General features: G+C 70.0%; 14 protein-coding genes. 8 read left to right on the top strand and 6 right to left on the bottom strand.

Annotation, left to right across the window (positions count from 1 at the left end; genetic code table 11):
• Window positions 1–15 precede the first annotated feature (15 nt).
• The gene (locus MRBLWH7_RS17520; protein ID WP_342002122.1) at window positions 16–4,317 is read right to left on the bottom strand and encodes a family 43 glycosylhydrolase; all 4,302 of its coding nucleotides are present in this window, start codon (window positions 4,315–4,317) and stop codon (window positions 16–18) included.
• Window positions 4,318–5,053: 736 nt separating this feature from the next.
• Between MRBLWH7_RS17520 and MRBLWH7_RS17515 the strand changes: the two genes are divergently transcribed.
• The 3 genes from MRBLWH7_RS17515 (at window position 5,054) to MRBLWH7_RS17505 (ending at window position 9,595) form a co-directional block, all read left to right on the top strand.
• Entirely contained in the window at window positions 5,054–7,984 is a 2,931-nt protein-coding gene (locus tag MRBLWH7_RS17515) for an immunoglobulin-like domain-containing protein (RefSeq protein WP_341996811.1), read from the top strand.
• A 187-nt stretch (window positions 7,985–8,171) separates the two neighbouring features.
• Window positions 8,172–9,023 carry an NAD(P)-dependent oxidoreductase gene (locus tag MRBLWH7_RS17510; RefSeq protein ID WP_341996809.1) on the top strand — a complete coding sequence of 284 codons (852 nt, stop codon included), beginning with the start codon at window positions 8,172–8,174 and terminating at the stop codon, window positions 9,021–9,023.
• Window positions 9,020–9,595, top strand: coding sequence for a DUF1992 domain-containing protein (locus tag MRBLWH7_RS17505; protein ID WP_341996807.1), 576 nt, complete (start codon window positions 9,020–9,022; stop codon window positions 9,593–9,595). The genes MRBLWH7_RS17510 and MRBLWH7_RS17505 overlap by 4 nt, the downstream gene beginning before the upstream one ends.
• A 91-nt stretch (window positions 9,596–9,686) precedes the next feature.
• On the opposite strand, the gene MRBLWH7_RS17500 is transcribed toward MRBLWH7_RS17505, so the two are convergent.
• Window positions 9,687–9,977 (bottom strand): DUF4287 domain-containing protein, encoded by a 291-nt coding sequence (locus tag MRBLWH7_RS17500; RefSeq protein ID WP_341996805.1) that lies wholly within the window; start codon window positions 9,975–9,977, stop codon window positions 9,687–9,689.
• A gap of 10 nt (window positions 9,978–9,987) precedes the next feature.
• The gene (locus tag MRBLWH7_RS17495) at window positions 9,988–10,374 is read right to left on the bottom strand and encodes a cupin domain-containing protein (RefSeq protein WP_341996803.1); all 387 of its coding nucleotides are present in this window, start codon (window positions 10,372–10,374) and stop codon (window positions 9,988–9,990) included.
• Between the two features lie 71 nt (window positions 10,375–10,445).
• On the opposite strand from MRBLWH7_RS17495, the gene MRBLWH7_RS17490 reads away from it, so the two are divergent.
• Together MRBLWH7_RS17490 and MRBLWH7_RS17485 are read left to right on the top strand one after the other, a co-directional pair.
• Entirely contained in the window at window positions 10,446–11,435 is a 990-nt protein-coding gene (locus MRBLWH7_RS17490) for a DUF5937 family protein (RefSeq protein WP_341996801.1), read from the top strand.
• A gap of 243 nt (window positions 11,436–11,678) precedes the next feature.
• Window positions 11,679–12,926, top strand: a complete 1,248-nt coding sequence (locus tag MRBLWH7_RS17485) for an MFS transporter (protein ID WP_342002119.1) — start codon at window positions 11,679–11,681, stop codon at window positions 12,924–12,926.
• Between the two features lie 36 nt (window positions 12,927–12,962).
• On the opposite strand, the gene MRBLWH7_RS17480 is transcribed toward MRBLWH7_RS17485, so the two are convergent.
• A complete protein-coding gene (locus MRBLWH7_RS17480) occupies window positions 12,963–14,000 on the bottom strand; it encodes a potassium channel family protein (protein ID WP_341996799.1) in 1,038 nt (345 codons plus the stop codon).
• A 176-nt stretch (window positions 14,001–14,176) separates the two neighbouring features.
• Between MRBLWH7_RS17480 and MRBLWH7_RS17475 the strand changes: the two genes are divergently transcribed.
• Together MRBLWH7_RS17475 and MRBLWH7_RS17470 are read left to right on the top strand one after the other, a co-directional pair.
• Complete coding sequence (locus MRBLWH7_RS17475; RefSeq protein WP_341996797.1) at window positions 14,177–14,551, top strand: PadR family transcriptional regulator; 375 nt, start codon at window positions 14,177–14,179, stop codon at window positions 14,549–14,551.
• A 1-nt stretch (window position 14,552) separates the two neighbouring features.
• Window positions 14,553–15,932, top strand: coding sequence for a permease prefix domain 1-containing protein (locus tag MRBLWH7_RS17470; RefSeq protein ID WP_341996795.1), 1,380 nt, complete (start codon window positions 14,553–14,555; stop codon window positions 15,930–15,932).
• A 129-nt stretch (window positions 15,933–16,061) separates the two neighbouring features.
• On the opposite strand, the gene MRBLWH7_RS17465 is transcribed toward MRBLWH7_RS17470, so the two are convergent.
• Together MRBLWH7_RS17465 and MRBLWH7_RS17460 are read right to left on the bottom strand one after the other, a co-directional pair.
• Window positions 16,062–16,400: a sugar ABC transporter ATPase gene (locus tag MRBLWH7_RS17465; RefSeq protein ID WP_341996793.1), complete on the bottom strand. Its 339-nt coding sequence runs from the start codon at window positions 16,398–16,400 to the stop codon at window positions 16,062–16,064.
• Between the two features lie 38 nt (window positions 16,401–16,438).
• On the bottom strand, window positions 16,439–16,909 hold the full coding sequence (locus tag MRBLWH7_RS17460; protein WP_341996791.1) for an SRPBCC family protein: 471 nt from the start codon (window positions 16,907–16,909) through the stop codon (window positions 16,439–16,441).
• A gap of 311 nt (window positions 16,910–17,220) precedes the next feature.
• Between MRBLWH7_RS17460 and MRBLWH7_RS17455 the strand changes: the two genes are divergently transcribed.
• On the top strand, window positions 17,221–18,306 hold the full coding sequence (locus MRBLWH7_RS17455; protein WP_341996789.1) for a DNA polymerase IV: 1,086 nt from the start codon (window positions 17,221–17,223) through the stop codon (window positions 18,304–18,306).
• Window positions 18,307–18,323 lie beyond the last annotated feature (17 nt).

Genomic DNA, 18,323 nt, shown 5'->3' with positions numbered 1-18,323 from the left:
GCCCGCGGCATCCGCTCACCCGCACGTTCTGGTCGTGTACGGGGCGTCGACCGAGACCGTCACCGGCTCGCCGCCGATCGTCGCGGTGGCGGTCACCGTCGCCTCGTCGGCCGGAAGCGTCGCCATCCGCGTGCTGGAGGAGGCGGAGACGCTCTTGCCGGGGGCCAGTCCGGACACCGACTTCGACCCGTATCCCGTGGTGATCACGACGTCGGCCGCGATGTCGGAGGGGTTTGTCGCCGTGACCACCAGCACCGCCTTGCCGGCGACGCAGCGCGACGTCGCGACGGCCGAGACCTCGAGCGCAGGCGGAACCTCCTGCGGCTCGACGCTCGTGAGCGTCGGAGTCACCGTCTGGAACAGGCCGTCGGCCCCGATCTCGAGCTTGTCGATCGTCGTCTCGCGGTTCGTGCCGTTGCCGTCGGGCATCGCGAAGCGGTGATAGGCGATGTACCAGTCGTCCGTGCCGGGCACGTTGATGATCGAGCTGTGGCCGGTCGCCTTGATACCCAGCGACAGGTCCTTCTGCAGGATGACGCCTCGGTAGGTCCACGGACCCTCGGCACTCGTCGACGTGGCGTAGCCGACGCGGTAGTTCTCGGAGCCGGTGTCGTCGATCGAGTAGGTCAGGTGGTACAGGCCGTCGCGGTAGTTCATGAACGATCCCTCGCGGAACGAGGTCAGGCCGCTGATCGTCTTGATCGTGCCCGCCTTGATCGACAGCATGTCGTCGCTCAGCTCACCGAACACCGGGGTGCCGTTGCCCCAGTACAGGTACCACTTGCCGGTCACCGGGTCGTGGAACGCCGCCGGGTCGATCGCCTGATTCGTCTTGACCGACTCGCCGTTGGTGATCATCGCCGTCGGCTGCGCGATGAACGGACCCTCGGGACTGTCGGCCACCGCGACGCCGATCGTCTTGCGGTTGTAGGTCGGGTTGTGGCCCGAGAAGTAGAAGTAGTACTTGGCGCCCCGCTCGATGATCGTCGGCGCCCACGCGTTGCCCGTCGCCCACGGCACGTTGCCGTTCGCGCCGTCGAGGGTGAGGAAGGGCTGCTCCGAACGCTCCCAGTCGACGAGGTTCTTCGACTTCCACGAGTAGAACGTCTTGCCGCCCCAGCCCGGGAGGCCGTCGCTCGTCGCGTAGATGTAGTACGTGTCGCCGAACACCGCGATGTTCGGATCGGCGTACAGGCCGGGAAGCACCGGGCTCTTCATGACCTGCGCCTCGATGGTCCACGCCGTGGTCGCGCCATCCGGCGCCGTCAGCGTGTAGGTGACAGGCTCGCTGAGGTCGACGGTCGTGCCCGAGGCGGGCGACACCGTGACGCCGTCCGCGGCCTGGAAGGTCGGTGCGAGTTGCGTGAGGTCGGTGCCCTTGACGACCGGGAGGATCGCCTTGTGCGCCGACGCGGTGACGATCGGGGCGAGCTTGAGGTCCGAGGCATCCGTCAACGACACGTCGACGAGCTGGTCGGTGGCGCCCGACTTCTTCAGCACCTCGGCCGACGACAGTGCCCGGTTGTACACCTCGATGTTGTCGAACCAGCCCTGGAAGTACCCGTCGGGCGCGTAGAACGACTTGCCCAGGTAGCCCTTGAGGGCGCTGCCGAGGTCGGCGACCGTGGTGTTCAGCGCGGTGTTCTCGCCGAGCTTCGCGCCGTCGGCGTACACCGCCATGGTGTTGCCGTCGAAGACGATGTCGTAGTGGTGCCAGGCACCGCTGGTGACGGTCCCGGTGACCGCCGACTCGGTCGAGAACGAGCCCTGTGTGATGGCGCTGCGCACGTCGGCGCCGCGGGTGCGCAGGAAGTAGTACTTCGTCGAGTCCTGGCCGAACGCGAAGGTGAAGAAGTTGCCGCTCGATTTCTCGCTCTTGATGTCCATCGACACCGTCATGGTGCTGCGGCCGTCGAAGAACCCGGTCGGGAACGATGCGAAGCCGTTCGCGGTGCCGTCGAGCTTGAGCGCCTGGCCCTTGGTCGCGTCGGTCGCGATCGCCGCGGTGCCGCTCGCGGTGAGGTCGGCGTCACCCACCGAGTCGGCGAGCGAGCCGTCGAAGGTGTAACGCGCGATCGGGTCCTGCTGCGGCTCCTCCGGGTCGACGGGCGGCTCGTCGCCGTACGCGGCGAGCAGGCGGTCCTCCTCGGCGGCTGACAAGCGCAGCACCGAGCCGTGGCGAAACGTCTGGTCGAACGAGTACTGGTTCGCCCCGGACCCGCTGCTCAGCTGCGTGAACTGCAGGCTCGCCAGTGTGTCGGCGGTGTGCCCGTAGTACCCGCCCTGGTCGCCCATGACACCCCAGCGGCCGTCGGGGAGCGGGTAGACGGTGAGACCCTCCATGGAGGCGCGAAGGCCGTGGGCGGATGCCTCACCGCGGTCGATCACGCGCGTCCATGGTCCATCGAGGCTCGTCGCCGTGTCGACGACCGTGTGCCAGTCCGACGTCGAGAAGCGGTAGTAGGTGTCGCCCTCCCTCGCGATCGTCGAGTCGATGATGTTCGGACCGGTCGCGCCGTCGCCCTTGGCGTTCAGCGAGAGCCAGATCTCGGGCTCGGTGAACGTCGTGAAGTCGCGCGTCTTGGTGAGATAGACGCGCAGCGCCCAGTCGTTCGTGCCGTTGTCGGTCTTGTCACGGGCCGACCAGTACACGTAGTACTCGCCCGTCGCCTCGTTGTAGACCGCCTCCGGCGCCCACACGCAGCCGGCCTGGTCGAAGCCGGCGAAGACGATGCGCTGATCGCTCCAGTTCACGAGGTCGGTCGACTCCCACACCACGATGTTCTGGCTCGCGGTGAGCCGATTCCATCCCGAGCCGCCGGGTCCGCCGCCCTCTGCATGCAGATCGGTGCCGATGATCCAGTACTTGTCGCCCTCCGGGGAGCGGACGAGGTGCGGGTCGCGCACGCCGAGGTCGCCGGCGAGGTTCGCGAGGATCGGCTGGTTGTCGTTGAGCTTCGACCAGTGCAGGCCGTCGTCGCTGTGGCCGTAGAAGATCTTCTCGTAGCCCCCTGAGGTCGCGAAGTGGGTCCAGAGGTAGCCGGCCGAGTAGTCGGTGTCGAGTCCGGCTGGCGCCGCCTTGACGGTGACCGGGATGCTGCGGCTCGCGGTCGTGCCGGACACCGTGGCCGTGAGGGTCACCGCGGTGTCGGCGGCGCCGCGCGTGACCACGCCGGGAGCTTTGCCACCCTGGGTGGTGGTCGTGATCGTGCCCGCGGGCGAGGCCGACCACGTGATCGCCGAGCCGTTGACCGAGCCCGTCGCCGGGAGGGTGATGTTGCCGCGCACGTCGGACGCGTTCGGGATCGCGATCGCATCGAGGTCGGCCTGCGCCTGCTCCGCGGCGCCGGGCTGGGCGAGCACGGTCACGGAGAAGTCGCGGGTGGCGGATGCCGAGCCCCGCGTGATCGTCGCGGTCAGGGTCGCGGTCGCGTCGGGGTGGCCGGCGCCGGGCCGGGTGACGGCACCGGCAGCGGTGACGACGGCGGCGTCGCTCGTCGCCCACGCGACCGTCGAGCCGTTGGGCGCCGTCGCGGGAAGAGCCAGGTTCGCGGCGACGGCACCGGTGTCGCCGAGGTTGAGCGCCGCGGAGTCGCGCTGCACGCGGACGGCGTCGGAAGGCACGAGACCGGCGACCTCCGCGGGAGTGAGAGCGGCGTCGTAGATGCGGAAGTCGCGGACGTTTCCGAGCAGGTACTTGTCGGCGCTGTACACCGAGCGGCCGATGTAGTTCGCCGTGGTGACGCCCGAGCCGATCTGCCCGGGCGTAAGGGTGACGTTCGGGTTCTGCGCGACCTGGACGCCGTCGAGGTAGAGCGTCGCGGTGTTGCTCGCGTCATCGAGCGTGTAGGTGAGGGTTTTCCAAACTCCGCGCTCGAGGTTGCTGCCGCTGGTGACGCCCTGCTCGGTCGTCCAGTTGCCGGTGGCGATCGCCGCGCGGTATGCGTTGCCGCTCGCGAAGAGGTAGCCGTCCCCCACCCCCGAGGTGTTCGTGTTGCCGAGCGCCCAGATCATGTATGGCGTGATCTGCGCCGGCTTGATGAGGACCTCGGTCGAGACGGTGATCGAGGCGAGACCGGCGAGCACATTGTCGGGCAGCTTGACGTGGTCGTTCGCGCCGTCGAATGCGACCCCTTCTCCTCCGGTCAGCACCGCGCCGCCGCTGATGATGCCGTTTCGTCCGTGACCCGACGAGTCTGTCGCGGTCGTGCCGGCGGTTTCGTCGAGCGCATACCTCAGGTGGAGGTGGTCTTCGGGTGCCGCCATCGCGGGTGCGGCCGCGCCCACCGTCGCGATCGCGACGGCGCCGGCGATCATCACGGCGACGAGCCGGCGACGCCGGTTAGCGCTAACAGTTGGGACGGAAGGAGTATTGGTCTTCATTGATCATTCCTCGGGAGCGTGGTGCGTCGAGCCTGCACCTGGGAATCCGCGGCTTCGCGAATCGCACCGGCGCCGGCAATGTTAGCGGCAACACAATTCGGACGTCAATCGATGGATCACGATTGCCAGCCACGCGCGCTCGAACCGCTTGCCGACGGCTGGCGTCGACTGAATCCGCGGCGCATGATCCCCGCTGCGACCCCTCATCGGGCGGGGTCGCAGCAGGGGGCCGGGGGGACCGTCATGGGGGGATTCATTTCAGCCGCGGGATGCGGCGACGTGGTCGCCGCGTTGCCCGGCCCGCCATGTTCCACAGGGGTATGGCGGCCGTCAGCGCCGTGGGGCGGGTCTCGATGACCAGCCGTTGCCCACATCGTCCTGCTGGTCCCCTTCTTCACGGAGTCTCGGCATCCGCTCGGATCGCGGATGTTACCGGGAACAGCCACACGTTAGCGACAACAGCCGAGAGTGGTCAAGGGTCGCCACAACAGCGGATTGGCGATGTTGACACTGTCGCGTCCTGCTCATACCGTTGTCGTCACCGGATTGTTCCCGGTAACACAACAAACCCACCCGGACTGCGCGACGACGCACACTCTCAGCCGCTCGACGTGGACGTCAGCCGACTGCGACCGGTGCCCGTCGTCGCCACGAGAGCGAGACCCATCCCATGCGCACACACACCCGATCACGCGCCGCCGCGAGAGGAACCGCGGTCGCCGCCGCGGTGGCTCTTGCGCTCGGCGGCGCCATCCTCCCGGCGACGGCCGGCTACGCCGACATCGGCGTCGACCCACTGATCCACTACACGTTCGACACGGCGCCCACGGGCGCCGCGATCGCCGACGACAGCGGCAACGGCCACGACGCCACCCTGCAGCAGTCCGGCGGCACCGTGGGCGACGGCATCCTGCGCCTGCCCGGCGGTGCGCGCGGCACCGCCGCGTACGTCGACATCCCGACCGCGCCGCTCGTCGGCAAGAAGGATCTCACCATCTCGACGTGGCTGTCGACCCGCACCGGCGCGAGCAACACGGCCGCAGCCTTCATCGGCGCCCCCGTCGCATCGGGCGCGTCGTTCTCGACCGGATACTGGCTCCTCAACCCCACCAACCCGAGCGGCTATGTGAAGTCGGTCGTCACCAACGCGCTCAATGCCGGCTCCCCGTGGACCACCGAGGTCGGCCCCGGCGCCACCGGCGCCGCCACCACCGGCGCCCGCACCCCGAGCGGCATGGCCCTGTACACGACCGTCATCGACGGCACCGACGGACAGCTGAGCGTCTACGTCAACGGCTCGCGCATCTGGCAGGGCGCGATCGCCCGCGACGTCGCGTCGTTCGGCTCGTCGCTCGTAGCGAGCCTCGGCCGCTCGACGTACAACGACCCCAGCTGGGGCGGCGACATCGACGACTTCGCCATCTACGACACCGCGCTCGACGATGCGCAGGTCGGCGCCCTCTTCAGCGGCGAGGCGCTGGACCGCGCGGTCGGCTCGGTCACCGTGCCCGAGAGTGCGGCCGCCGACTTCACGCTGCCGACGTCGACCTATGGCGCGACCGTGGCGTGGACCTCGGACGACCCGGCGATCGCGCTCACGGGCGGAGCCGCCGACGTCACCCTCCCGGAGGCCGGCTCGGGCGCCGCCACCGTCACACTCACCGCGACTTTCACCCTGGGCGCCGAGACGCGAACCGCGACCTACACCGTGACCGTTCCGGAAGACATCCCCGCTCAGGAGAAGGTGGCGAACGACATCGCCGCCATCGAGATCCTGAACCAGCAGAACGTGCGCACCAACTTCTCGGTGCCGGCGCTCGGCGCACACGGCTCGACGATCGAGTGGACCGTGGCCGCCGAAGGCGCCATGTTCGCCGGCATCCGCGACGGCGTCACCGCCGACACGCGCACGGTCGAGGTCGAGCGCCCCGCCGCCGGCGCCGAGCCGGTCGACGTGCTGCTGACGGCGACCGCCCGCAATGGCGCCGCATCGGCAAGCCGCGAGTTCAGCATCCGGATCCAGCCGATGCCGGCGGGCACCGGCAAGACCGAGGCGTACGTCTGGACGTTCTTCACGGGCGAAGGCCAGGGCGCGGAGCGCGTGAGCCTCGCGGCGTCGAAGGGCAACGACGCGCTGGCGTGGAACACGCTGAACGACGGCGAGCCGCTGTTCACGTCGACCGTGGGCACGCAGGGCCTTCGCGACCCGTTCATCATCCGGGCGCCCCACGGCGACAAGTTCTACATGATCGCCACCGACCTCAAGGTCGCGGGACTTCCCGGCGGGTTCACCACGGCGCAGATCTCGGGTTCCAAGTACATCGAGGTGTGGGAGTCCGACGACCTGGTGAACTGGTCGGAGCAGCGTCACGTCAAGGTGTCGTCCGACTTCGCCGGCAACACGTGGGCACCCGAGGCGTTCTGGAGCGAGGAGCTCGACACCTTCGTCGTGTACTGGGCGTCGAACCTGTACGACACCACCGATGTCGCCCAGCGCACCGGCGTGACGTACAACCGCATGATGTACGCGACGACCGACGACTTCGTGACGTTCTCGGAGGCGAAGATCTGGAGTGACGTGCGACGCGGAGCCGGTCGCGGTCTGATCGACTCGACCGTCGCCTTCGTCGACGGCACGTACCACCGCTTCACCAAGGACGAGGCATCCATGACCCTCCGTCAGGAGAAGTCGACCGACCTGCTCGCGACGTACTCGGGTGCGCTCCCGGGCACAGCGGGGCCGGCGGACGAGTGGACGCTCGTGAAAGAGCGCGTCGCGTCGGGCCTGCCCAACGGCGAGCCGGGCGGAACGTTCACCAGCGGTGAGGGCCCGAGCATCTTCCCGGCCAACGAGGGAGACGTGAACGGTCTCGACTGGTTCCTGTTCATCGACCAGCCGAACTACCACCAGGGACCGAACTACTACATCCCGTTCGGGACCGACGACATCAACGACGGCGACTCGTGGCAGCCGCTCGGCACCAAGCTGCGCGGCAACCTGCCGCAGAACGCCGACGGCGGCAAGCCGCGTCACGGCACCGTGATCCCGGTCACACGGGCCGAGTACCAGAAGGTGCTCGAGGCGTACCAGCCGAACCTGGCGGTGGCCTCGGTCGGCGCGATGGACGTCACGACCCTGGCGGGCGCGGCGCCCGTGCTGCCGCAGGCGAACCTGACGAAGGCCGACGGTTCGAGCGAGACGGTCGCCGTGGAGTGGAATGCGATTGACCCGGCCGACTACGCCACGCCGGGCACGTTCACCGTGTCGGGCGTCGCGCAGGATGCCTCGCGCATGCCGGTCGAGGCGACGGTGACGGTCGAGGCTGCCGTCGACGTCGTCGTGAGCGCCGAGACGCGGTGCGTCGCGGGCAAGGTCGTCCTGGCCGCGAAGGTCGCCAACGCCGGCGACGTCGCGGCGGCCGTCGATGTCGAGACCCCGTTCGGCTCGAAGACGGCGACGGTCGCTGCCGGCAAGTCCGCGACGTACGCCTTCTCCACGCGCCTCGTGTCGGTGGCTCCGGGCCAGGTCTCCGTGGACGTGACCGCAGGCGACGCGACGGGCACCGTGTCGGCCACGTACGCGGCGCGCGCATGCGGCTGAGATGAACGGATGCCGCGGGCCTGACTCCTGCGGCTGAAGAGGCCCTGGCAGGTCCGCCTGCCGGGGCCTCTCTCTCGTCCGCTCGGATTCCACCGGCTCGTGGAGGCGCCGGGCCGCGGGTGCCCGGTCCTCACCCGACCCGCCCCGATCCGACCCGGTGAGCGCTCCGCAATGGCAGGCTGGAGTCATGCGCATCGCCCTCACCGGCTCGTCCGGAAAGCTCGGCACCGTCGTCGCCCGCGAACTGCGCGCGTCCGGCTACGACGTCATCGGCCTCGACGTCGTCGGCACCCGCGGGCCCGACTTCGTCCAGGTGGACCTCACCGACTACGGCCAGGTCGTCGACGCCCTCTCCGCCGTGAACGACCGCCACGACGGGTTCGACGCGGTCGTGCATCTCGGCGCGATCCCGGCCCCCGGCATCCGTTCCGATGTCGCGACGTTCCACAACAACATGAACGCGACGTTCAACGTGTTCTGGGCGGCAGTGAGGCTCGGCATCCGTCGCATCGTCTACGCATCCAGCGAGACGGTGCTGGGACTGCCGTTCGACGCGCCGCCGCCGTACATCCCGGTCGACGAGGAGTACCCGCCGCGCCCCGAGTCGGTGTACTCGCTGGTCAAGACGCTCGAGGAGCGCATGGCCGTGGAGCTCGTGCGCTGGCACCCCGACCTGTCGATCACCGGCCTGCGGTTCTCGAACGTGATGGTGCCCGAGGACTACGAGGCGTTCCCGTCGTACGACGACGACGCGCAGACGCGCAAGTGGAACCTGTGGGGCTACATCGACGCCCGCGACGGCGCGCAGGCGGTGCAGCGCGCGCTCGAGGTCGCTCCCCCGGGGTTCGAGACGTACATCATCGCCGCGGCCGACACCGTGATGTCACGCCCCAATGCCGAGCTCGTCGCCGAGGTCTTCCCGGGCGTCGAGACTCGCGAGTTCGGCGAGCACGACACCCTCCTCTCCATCGACAAGGCTCGCCGCCTGCTGGGCTACGACCCGCAGCACTCGTGGCGGGACCACGTCTCGGGCTCATGACCGACGACCCGCGCCTCGCCGCCGCACGCTACCGCGCGGCGCACCGCGACGAGGCCGAGGACCGGGACGAGACGGATGCTGCGCCCCAGGGTTCGCCGGCCGCGCAGGCGTATTCGGCGGCCGATCGCGCGGCGGTCGTCGAGACGGCGATCCAGCAGGCGATCAGGCGCGGCGAGTTCGACGGCCTGCCGGGCGCGGGCAAGCCCATCCCCGGACTCGGTGAGACCCACGACCCGGACTGGTGGATCCGCCGCAAGATCGAGACCGAGCAGCTCACCGGGCTCGGTCCGCCCGCGCTCATGCTGCGGGTCGAGAACGCCGAGCTCGACGCGAAGCTCGACGAGCTGTCACGCGAGGCCGACGTGCGCGAGGCACTCGAGGACTTCAACCGCCGCGTCGTCGAGGCGCGCCGCCAGCTGCTCGGCGGCCCGCCCGTCGTGACGCCCACGCGCGACGTCGAGGCGGAGGTGGCCGCGTGGCGCGAGCGACGCGACGTCGACGAGCCGGCCGCCGAGGCGGAGACGGATGCCGCGTCCCCGCGTCGGCCGTGGTGGCGGCGCCCCCGCGGCTGACCTTCTGGTTCGGGGCGCATGCCGCGCGTTCGGGGCGTGCCGCGTGCGCCCCGTACGGGCGCGGCGCGCCCCGAACCGGGCGCAACCTGAGTCAGGGGTTGGGGTTCGTCGCCTTGCCGTCGAGCCACAGCATGTTCGACGGGTCGGAGTGGGTCGTATCGGTGCCGACGTGCTTGTCGCTGATCTGCGGTCCCTTGGTGATGACGTGCACGAGGGCCATCGCGTGGCCGCGGCCGAGACCGTAGTCGGCTGCGAGCCACTCGACGATCGGCGTCGCCTTGGTGTTCTCGTCGAACCCCTTCTCGTGCGCCTTCTCGATGAGCTGACGCGGCGTGAGGCCCGTCTTGGTCTCGATGTTGTCGAGATATGCCTGGAACGACATGCGGTTCTCCTCAGTTCCCGGTGGACGGGATGTCGAGCACCCCAGGAGCATCCTGCCACTCCTGGATGATGCGGTCGGAGGCGTGGATGCAGAGCACTCGCAGGCGTCCGGTGCCGCAGTTCTTGAAGCCGTGCCACGCCCCCGCGGGCGCAGTCGCCGTGTCACCGGCGACCGCGTGGAGCGTCTGCCCGTCGATCGTGATGCGCGCCTCGCCCTCGAGGAGCACCCACGTCTCGGGATACGGATGGCGGTGGATGTCGGGACCCTGGCCCGGCTCGTTGTCGACGAAGAAGTACGACACTCCGGCGCCGTGCTCGGCGCCGATGAAGCGGCGCAGGGTTCCCGTGCCGACGCGGGTGGCGGCAGCCGGGACGATGTCCGGGATCGCGATGCTCATGGGGTGCTCCGTCCTGTCGATGGTGTGATCCCACCCTCGTCTTCGGCGCCGGCCGACCCTATAGTTTCGATGTGGATCGAAAGTTTGTCGACTTCCAGTTGGCGCCGGACGATCTCACCGCGATCCGGTTCGGGATCTCCCCTGGTCACGAGCTCTGCCACGCGGTGCGCGCGATGCTCCGGCCCGATGAGTACCCGCTGCAGTGGGGATGGATGCGGGCGACCCGCGGCGCGATCCCGCGAGACGACTTCGACGTGCTCGCGCTGCTCATCCGCGACGAGGGCTACTTCCCCGACTTCCTCACCACCACGCCGACGTGGGAACTCACGCCCGAGGCTGAGGCGGAGCGGCTGCGCGACATCGACGACGAGCGCTTCGAGGTCGACATGACGAAGGTGCTGGTGCGGACCGAGGGTGCCCGCCGCGCGGCGGTGCAGCGGATGCTCGAGCGGCCCGACCGCGCCCGAGCGATGATCGCCGAGGCATGGCTGTCGGTGTGGAACTCGGGCGTCGCCCCGGTCTGGACGCAGCTCGAGCGACTGCTGCGCGCCGACATCGCGGTGCGCTCGCGCCGCATCGCCGAGAGCGGCATCGGCGCGATGATCCAGACGCTGCACGATCGTGTCGAGTGGTCGGACGGGGCGGTGCGCGTCACGATGCGCATCTGGAGCGAGGTCGTCGACTGCCGAGGCAGCGGCCTGGTGCTCGTGCCGTCGGTGATGGGCGCGACGGGATGCTTCGTGCTCACCGAGCCGCCCGCGCAGCCGACGCTCTTCTACCCCGCGCAGGGCGTGACGGCGACGTGGGCGCGGGACCCCACCGACGTGTCGTCTGCGCTCGGCGCCCTGCTCGGCCCCGCGCGCGCCCGCATCCTGCTCGATGCCCACGAGCCGCGAACCACCTCCCAGGTCGCCCGCGACTGCGGCCTCGCGCTCTCGACGGCCTCGCACCACCTCACGGTGCTGCGTGACGCGGGCCTGGTCGCCAGCACCCGCGACGGCGCCCGGATGCTGCACCGACGCACGCCGCTCGGCGAGGCGATGGTCGGCGCCGTGCTCTGAGCCAGGCGGCCCCGCGTTCGGGGCGCGTCCCGTGCGTTCGGGGCGCACGGCATGCGCCCCGGCTGTTCGCGGCGCGCCCCAAAGCGGATAGCGCCAGGGAAGCACCCCGGCCAGGCCCCGCCCAGGTGGGCCACGGTAGACTGGCGGTGCCCATTTCGATGTGCATCTACCTGTCTGCGGCTCCCGGCTGCGCACAAGGCGGCACCAGCAGCCGCCGACCCTCGGCGCATGGCCAGGAGAAAGATGCACACGACACTCGTCGAGACCGCCACCTCTGCGCGCGCCGCCGTCCGGCGCCCGAGCCTCATCCGCGAGGCCGGCTACGCGTACTTCCCCATCGCGCTGATCGCGCGTCTGCCGTTCGCCATGATGGTGGTCGGCATCCTGACCCTCGTCGTCTCGGCGCGCGGCTCGCTCGCCCTCGGCGGTGCAACGAGCGCCATGACCGGTCTCGGCACCGCTCTCGTCGGGCCGCTCCTCGGCGCCGCCGCCGACCGCTTCGGTCAGCGGCGCGTTCTGCTGATCGCCGGCGCCGCCAACAGCGCGATGCTCGCGACGATGGCGTGGCTGGCTTTCGCGCCGGTTCCGGATGCCGCGCTCCTCGCCGTCGCGTTCTTCATCGGCGCGACCATGCCGCAGGTCGCGCCGCTCTCGCGCAGTCGCCTCGTCGGCATCATCGGCCGCGCGTACCCGACGCAGCGCCGCACGCCCGTCGTGAACGGAGCGATGGCATACGAGTCCGCGGCGGACGAGATCGTGTTCGTCTTCGGACCGGTGATCGTGGGCCTGCTCGCGACCACTCTCGACCCGGCCGCCCCGGTGATCGGCGCCGCCGTGCTCGGACTCCTCTTCGTCAGCGCGTTCGCCCTGCACCCGACAGCGCAGACCCTCACGCCATCGACCGGCGGCCCGCCGCCCGAGCAGGCGCCTGTGCGCGAGCTGCTCCGTCCGCGCGTGCTCGCGCCCGTGGCCGGCGCGCTGGGAATGGGGCTGTTCTTCGGCGCGATGCTGACGTCGCTCACGGCGTTCATGGCCGAGCGCGGCGCGCCCGAGCAGGCAGGTCTCGTCTACGGGGCGATGGGCATCGGCTCGGCTGCCCTCGCGCTCGGCGTCGCGCTGTTCCCGGCGCGCTTCACGCTGCGCGCGCGGTGGCTGGCATTCGCCTCGATCCTGGTCGCGGGCACGATCGCGTTGCCGTTCGTCGGGAGCATCGGCGCGATCGCGATCTGCCTCCTCGTGATCGGCGTCGGCATCGGACCGACTCTCGTCACGCAGTACAGCCTCGCCGCCGCGTTCAGTCCACGAGGCCGATCCGCGACGGTGATGACGATGCTCGGCTCTGCCATCGTCGTTGGCCAGTCCGGAGCATCCGCTCTCACGGGACTCGTGGCCGACTACGCCGGAGCCGGCACCGCACTCGTCGCCCCCTTCGTCGCCGCATCCGTCGTACTCGGCGCGGGCATCTGGAACGCGCTCGCCTCGCGCCACTGACCGGTCGGTTACTCGCCTCGTCCTCCGGTCGGGCGTCTACCGGGTCGCGTCGGCGAGGAGCCGCCGCATCTCGGCCATCGCCTGGTCGGACTGCGCGAGCAGTGCGCGCAGGCGCTCGACCGTGTCTTCAGGCTCGGCTTCCCGGCCTTCGGGCTCGAGCCCCGGCGATTCCGGCGTACCGGCGATCGGCGCCCCCGGACCCCTGCCCTGCCCCGCGGCCGCGCCCGCCTTCACCGCACCGGCGACCGCACCGGCCGCGACGCCCTTCGCCGCGTGATCCGCGATCGCCTGCTCAGCGTCGGAGGGAACCACGGCGGTGTCGTCCGCGGGAGCCGGGGTCTCAGCATCCGTCTGCGCCTCTTCTGCGGCCTTGCGAGGACCGAGGAAGAGGTTCGCGAGGTAGCCGGTGAACGTACCGAAGATGCCGACGCCCACGACGATGATGAGCGTGCCGATCATGCGCCCTGCGTTGGTGACCGGGTACTGGTCGCCGTAGCCGACGGTCGAGATCGTGACGATCGTGTACCAGAGCGCGTCGGAGGCCGACGTGATGTTGGCGCCGTCCGCGTTCTCCTCGACGTAGAGGATCGAGATGCTGCCGAACTGCAGGACGAGGATGCCCATCAGCAGCAGGGTCATCAGCGCGCTGTTCGCGCGGTCGTGGATGAGGGTCGTCCACACCGTTCGCGGGCCGAGTTCACGCAGCAGACGGAAGACCCGCAGCAGGCGGAACAGTCGCAGGATCTTGAACTGGGGGAACGGGAGGCTGGCGAGCAGGTCCGCCCAGCCGAAGCCGCGGAAGAAGTAGCGCGACGCCTTCGGCGCCGTCGAGATGCGATAGATGAAGTCGCCGAGGAAGATCGCACTGAACAGGGCGTTCATGACCGACAGGACCAGCTCGAGCGCGGTGTCGCCCGCGATGACGTACATCAGCACGAGGTTGCCGATCGAGAGGATCGACAGCGCTCCGATGAAGATCTCGTACGCGGTGTTCTTGAGCTCGGCTCGCGCCTCGGAGCGCGCCTTCGCACGCGCGCGGGACCGATCGCGGATCTCGGAGAGGGAACGGGCCATGGCGAGGCTCCTCGGGTCGGGCGAAGCCGGACGCGCTCCGGCTGTGGCCCCATTGTGCTCGCACCTCGCCCCTCGGGCGAGTTCGATGGTGCGCTCCGCCGCCTCGACGGTGTACCTTGCGGTTCTAGGTAACTTGTACTTCTATGTACCTAGAACTTCTAGGTATGGAGGACGACGTGAAGATCGGCAAGGACCTGGTCGCCGCCGCGGCGACGCCGATGGTGCTCGGCATCCTCGCGGAGGGCGAGTCGTACGGCTACGCGATCCTGCAGCGCGTGGGCGAGCTGTCGGGCGGGGAGCTCGAATGGAGCGACGGCATGCTGTACCCGCTGCTGCACCGCCTCGAGCGTCTCGGGCACGTGGAGTCGTCGTGGGGCGCCTCCCCGAGCGGCCGGCCCCGCAAGCACTACCGGCTCAGTTCGACGGGACGGGCGGCGTTCGCCGAGCAGCGGCAGCAGTGGGCGGTCGTGAGCCGCGCGCTGCAGCGGGTGTGGTCGGATCGCGACGGCGGCACGGACTTCGCGGGCATCCCGGCGTTCGGAGGTGCCTGACATGACTGAAGACCTCGACCCTCGCATCGAAGACCAGATCTCGACGTGGCGCGCGTACGTCTCACGTCCCGAGGCGATCGACGGCCGTGACGTCGACGAGCTCGAGGACCACCTGCGCGGCCAGATCGACCGACTCGAGGCATCCGGCCTCGACGGTGACGAGGCCTTCCTGGTCGCGGTGAAGCGGCTCGGCGGCCTCGACGACCTGTCGCGCGAGTTCGCGCGCGAACACTCCGAGCGGCTCTGGAAGCAGCTGATGTTCCAGGACGAGCCGCGCGCACCCCGCCCCGGCGGCGGCGTGCTGCTCGCGGTCGGACTCGCAGTGGGTGCCGCCCTCGCGGTGAAGATCCCCGCCCTGTTCGGCGTGCAGTTCGCGGAGAACGGGGACTTCTACGGCCGCTGGTACGCACTGCTCGTTCTGCCCTTCCTCGCGACGTACTTCCTGGTGCGGCGCACGGCGACGCTCTCGACGATCGCGGTCGTGGCGGTGCCGTTCGTGGCGGCCGCCATCGTGATGGCGGTGTACCCGTTCGCCCCGGGCGGCGCGACGCTGATGCTCGCCGCGACGCACGTCGTCGTGGTGCTGTGGCTCGCCACCGGCATCGCCTACGTCAACGGCCGGGTCAGGTCGAGCCGCGCCCGCATGGACTTCATCCGCTTCACCGGCGAGTGGGTGGTCTACCTCGCGCTCATCGCGCTCGGCGGCGGCGTTCTCATCGCGCTCACGATGGGCGTCTTCGCCGCCATCGACCTCGACGCCGGCTGGTTCGTGGAAGAGGTCATGGTCCCGTGCGGTCTGGCGGGCGCGATCCTCATCGCCGCCTGGCTCGTCGAGGCGAAGCAGAGCGTCATCGAGAACATCGCCCCGGTGCTCACGAAGCTCTTCACACCGCTGTTCACCGTGCTGCTGCTCGCGTTCATCGCCGCGGGCTTCATCCAGGGGAACCTGATCGACGACAGCACGACCGAGGTGTTCGGCCAGCGCGACCTGCTCGTCCTGTTCGACATCGTGCTCGTCGTGGTGGTCGGCCTGCTGCTCTACGCGCTGTCTGCCCGCGATCCGCTGGCGCCGCCCTCGTGGTTCGACCGGACGCAGCTGCTCATGGTCGTCGCGGCGCTCGTGGTCGACATCATGGTGCTCGTCGCGATGATCGGGCGCATCGCCGAGTGGGGCGCGAGCCCGAACAAGCTGGCCTCACTCGGGCTGAACGTCATCCTGCTCGCCAACCTCGCCGGCGCCGCCTGGCTGCAGCTGCGCTTCTCGATGCACCGGGCTCCGTACGAGCGGCTCGAGAGATGGCAGACCGGCTTCCTGCCCGTCTACCTCGCCTGGGCTGCCGTCGTGGTGGCCGTCTTCCCGCCGCTCTTCGCCTTCGTATAGACGCGGATGCCTCGGCCCGGGCCAGGCCGCCGGGCCGAGGCATCCACCACCCCCTCCGCGCATCGTTCCCCCCTGCGCGGAGCCCTCGGTCCAGCGACCCGCTCGGGGCGCTGGACCTGTCCTGTCGGCTCAGTAGTCCTCGGGGGCGAGGTCGCCCTGGCCGGTGTCGCCCTGCTCTGCGAGTTCAGGGGAGAGCCCCTGGGTCTCGGGCTGTGCGCCCTCGGACGGCAGGTCGGTGCGCGGCACGTCCTCGTCGTCGGACGGGAGGTGGGCCGGGTCGTCGCCGGTGGCCGTCGCCCTGTCATCGACGAAGAGTCCGGCGTCGCGCGCCGTCGTGCGGTCCCATTCGGCCTGCGCGGGATCGAGCGCGGGGTCGGGCTCGATCGACGTGTCGCGGTCGCGGGTCGGCTGGATCCCGACCTGGCCGTCGGGCGCAGGCGGGATGTCGGCGGGCAGATTGTCGGACATCGTGCTTCCTCTCGTCGATCTCTCGGGCGGTCCGGCGCTCAGGGCGTCGTCGTGCCGCCGTGGATCTCGCCGCGCCAGCCCCCGGTCTCGCGGCCGCGCTCCTCGATGAAGTCCTTGAACCGTTCGAAATCCTTCTTCACCGCGTGCTCGTCGATGCCGAGCGCTGCGCCGGTCTTCTCGGTGAACGTCTCGGGCCTCCACGTCATCTCGAGGGCGACCTTGGTCCGGTCGCCGAGCGACTGGAAGCTCACACGTCCCGAGTGGACGGCTTCGCCGTCGCTGGCCCACGCGATGTGGTCGTCGGGCACCTGGTCCGTGATCGTCGCGTCGAACTCGCGCTCGACCCCGCCGACCTTCACGACCCAGTGCTGACGCCGGTCGCCGAGCTGCTCGATGCGCTCGACCGCGGACATGAACCGCGGAAACTCCTCGAACTGGGTCCACTGGTCGTACACCGCGCGGATCGGGGCGTCGACTTCGGTCTCTGCGGTCACCGTGCTGGTTGCCATGACGGCTCCTCTCATCGGGAACAGCCACAGTACGAACGGTCTGCCGCCCGGCGCACGGGGGTTGACGCGCGGCGGGGCGGCCGGTACGGGCTTCGGGCCGGAAGGGAAGACCCTGTTGCACACATGACCGGTTCGGGGCGCGTGGCGCACGTTCGGGGCGCGTCTCGTGCGCCCCGAACGCACGGGATGCGCCCCAAACCCGACGGACATCGGCACAAGGGCGATGCCTGTCAGGTCCCGATGACGAAGGCCGCCATGACCGAGGCGGCGTGGAGCGAGCGCACGTCCGAAGCCCGGCCTACGCTCATCTCATGCGCGAGACGCGGGAGGTTCGTCGCTGGGTGCTCCACGTCGACCTCGACCAGTTCATCGCCGCCGTCGAGATCCTGCGCAACCCCGAGCTCGCGGGCAAGCCGGTCATCGTGGGTGGCCGGGGCGATCCCACCGAGCGAGCTGTCGTCTCGACGGCGTCGTACGAGGCACGCGAGTTCGGAGTCGGGTCGGGGATGCCGCTGCGCATCGCCGCGCGGAAGATCCCGGATGCGGTCATCCTGCCGGTCGACGCGCCGTTGTACCTCGCCGCGTCGGAGCAGGTCATGACGACGCTGCGCTCCCAGCCGGGCGCCGTGGTGCAGGTGCTCGGTTGGGACGAGGCGTTCGTCGGTGTCGAGACCGACGACCCCGAAGGCTATGCCCGCCGGCTGCAGCAGGACGTGCTCGACCGCACCCGGCTGCACTGCAGTGTCGGCATCGGCGACAACCTGGTCCGTGCCAAGAACGCCACGGACTTCGGCAAGCCACGCGGTACCTTCCACCTCACCGCCGACAACTGGCTCGAGGTCATGGGCCACCGCCCCACGATCGCGCTGTGGGGCGTCGGCTCGAAGATCTCGAAGCGGCTCGCGCTGCTGGGGATCGAGACGGTGGCGGAGCTCGCCGTCGCCGACCCGGATGCCCTGACCGCCGAGTTCGGCCCCAGGATGGGCCTCTGGTACCGCCAGCTCGGTCGCGGCGACGGCTCGAACGTCGTCGACGACACCCCCTGGGTCGCCCGTGGCCACAGCAAGGAGACGACGTTCCAGGTCGACATCGTGGAGCCCGCCGAGATCGAGGAGGCCGCCCGCAGACTGCTGGGCGAGGTTCTCGACGAGGTCGCCGCCGACGACCGGCCGGTCGTCGGACTCGGGCTGAAGGTGCGCTACGCGCCGTTTTTCACCAAGACGTTCACGAAGAAGATCCCGTCGACCTCCGACCGCGAGGTCGTCCTGGCGCGGACCCTGGAGCTCGTCGCCAAGATCGAGCCCGGCCGGCCGATCCGTCTCCTGGGCGTGCGCGCCGAGATGGCCATGCCCGACGACGCCCGCGAGGGCCACACGCCGACCCGCAGCGGCTGGTGACGGCGCGGCGGGGCCGG

Source organism: Microbacterium sp. LWH7-1.2, from assembly GCF_038397755.1.
Lineage (GTDB): Bacteria > Actinomycetota > Actinomycetes > Actinomycetales > Microbacteriaceae > Microbacterium.
The sequence above is the reverse complement of the archived record's forward strand: the minus strand, read 5'-3'. Positions and strand labels throughout refer to the sequence as shown.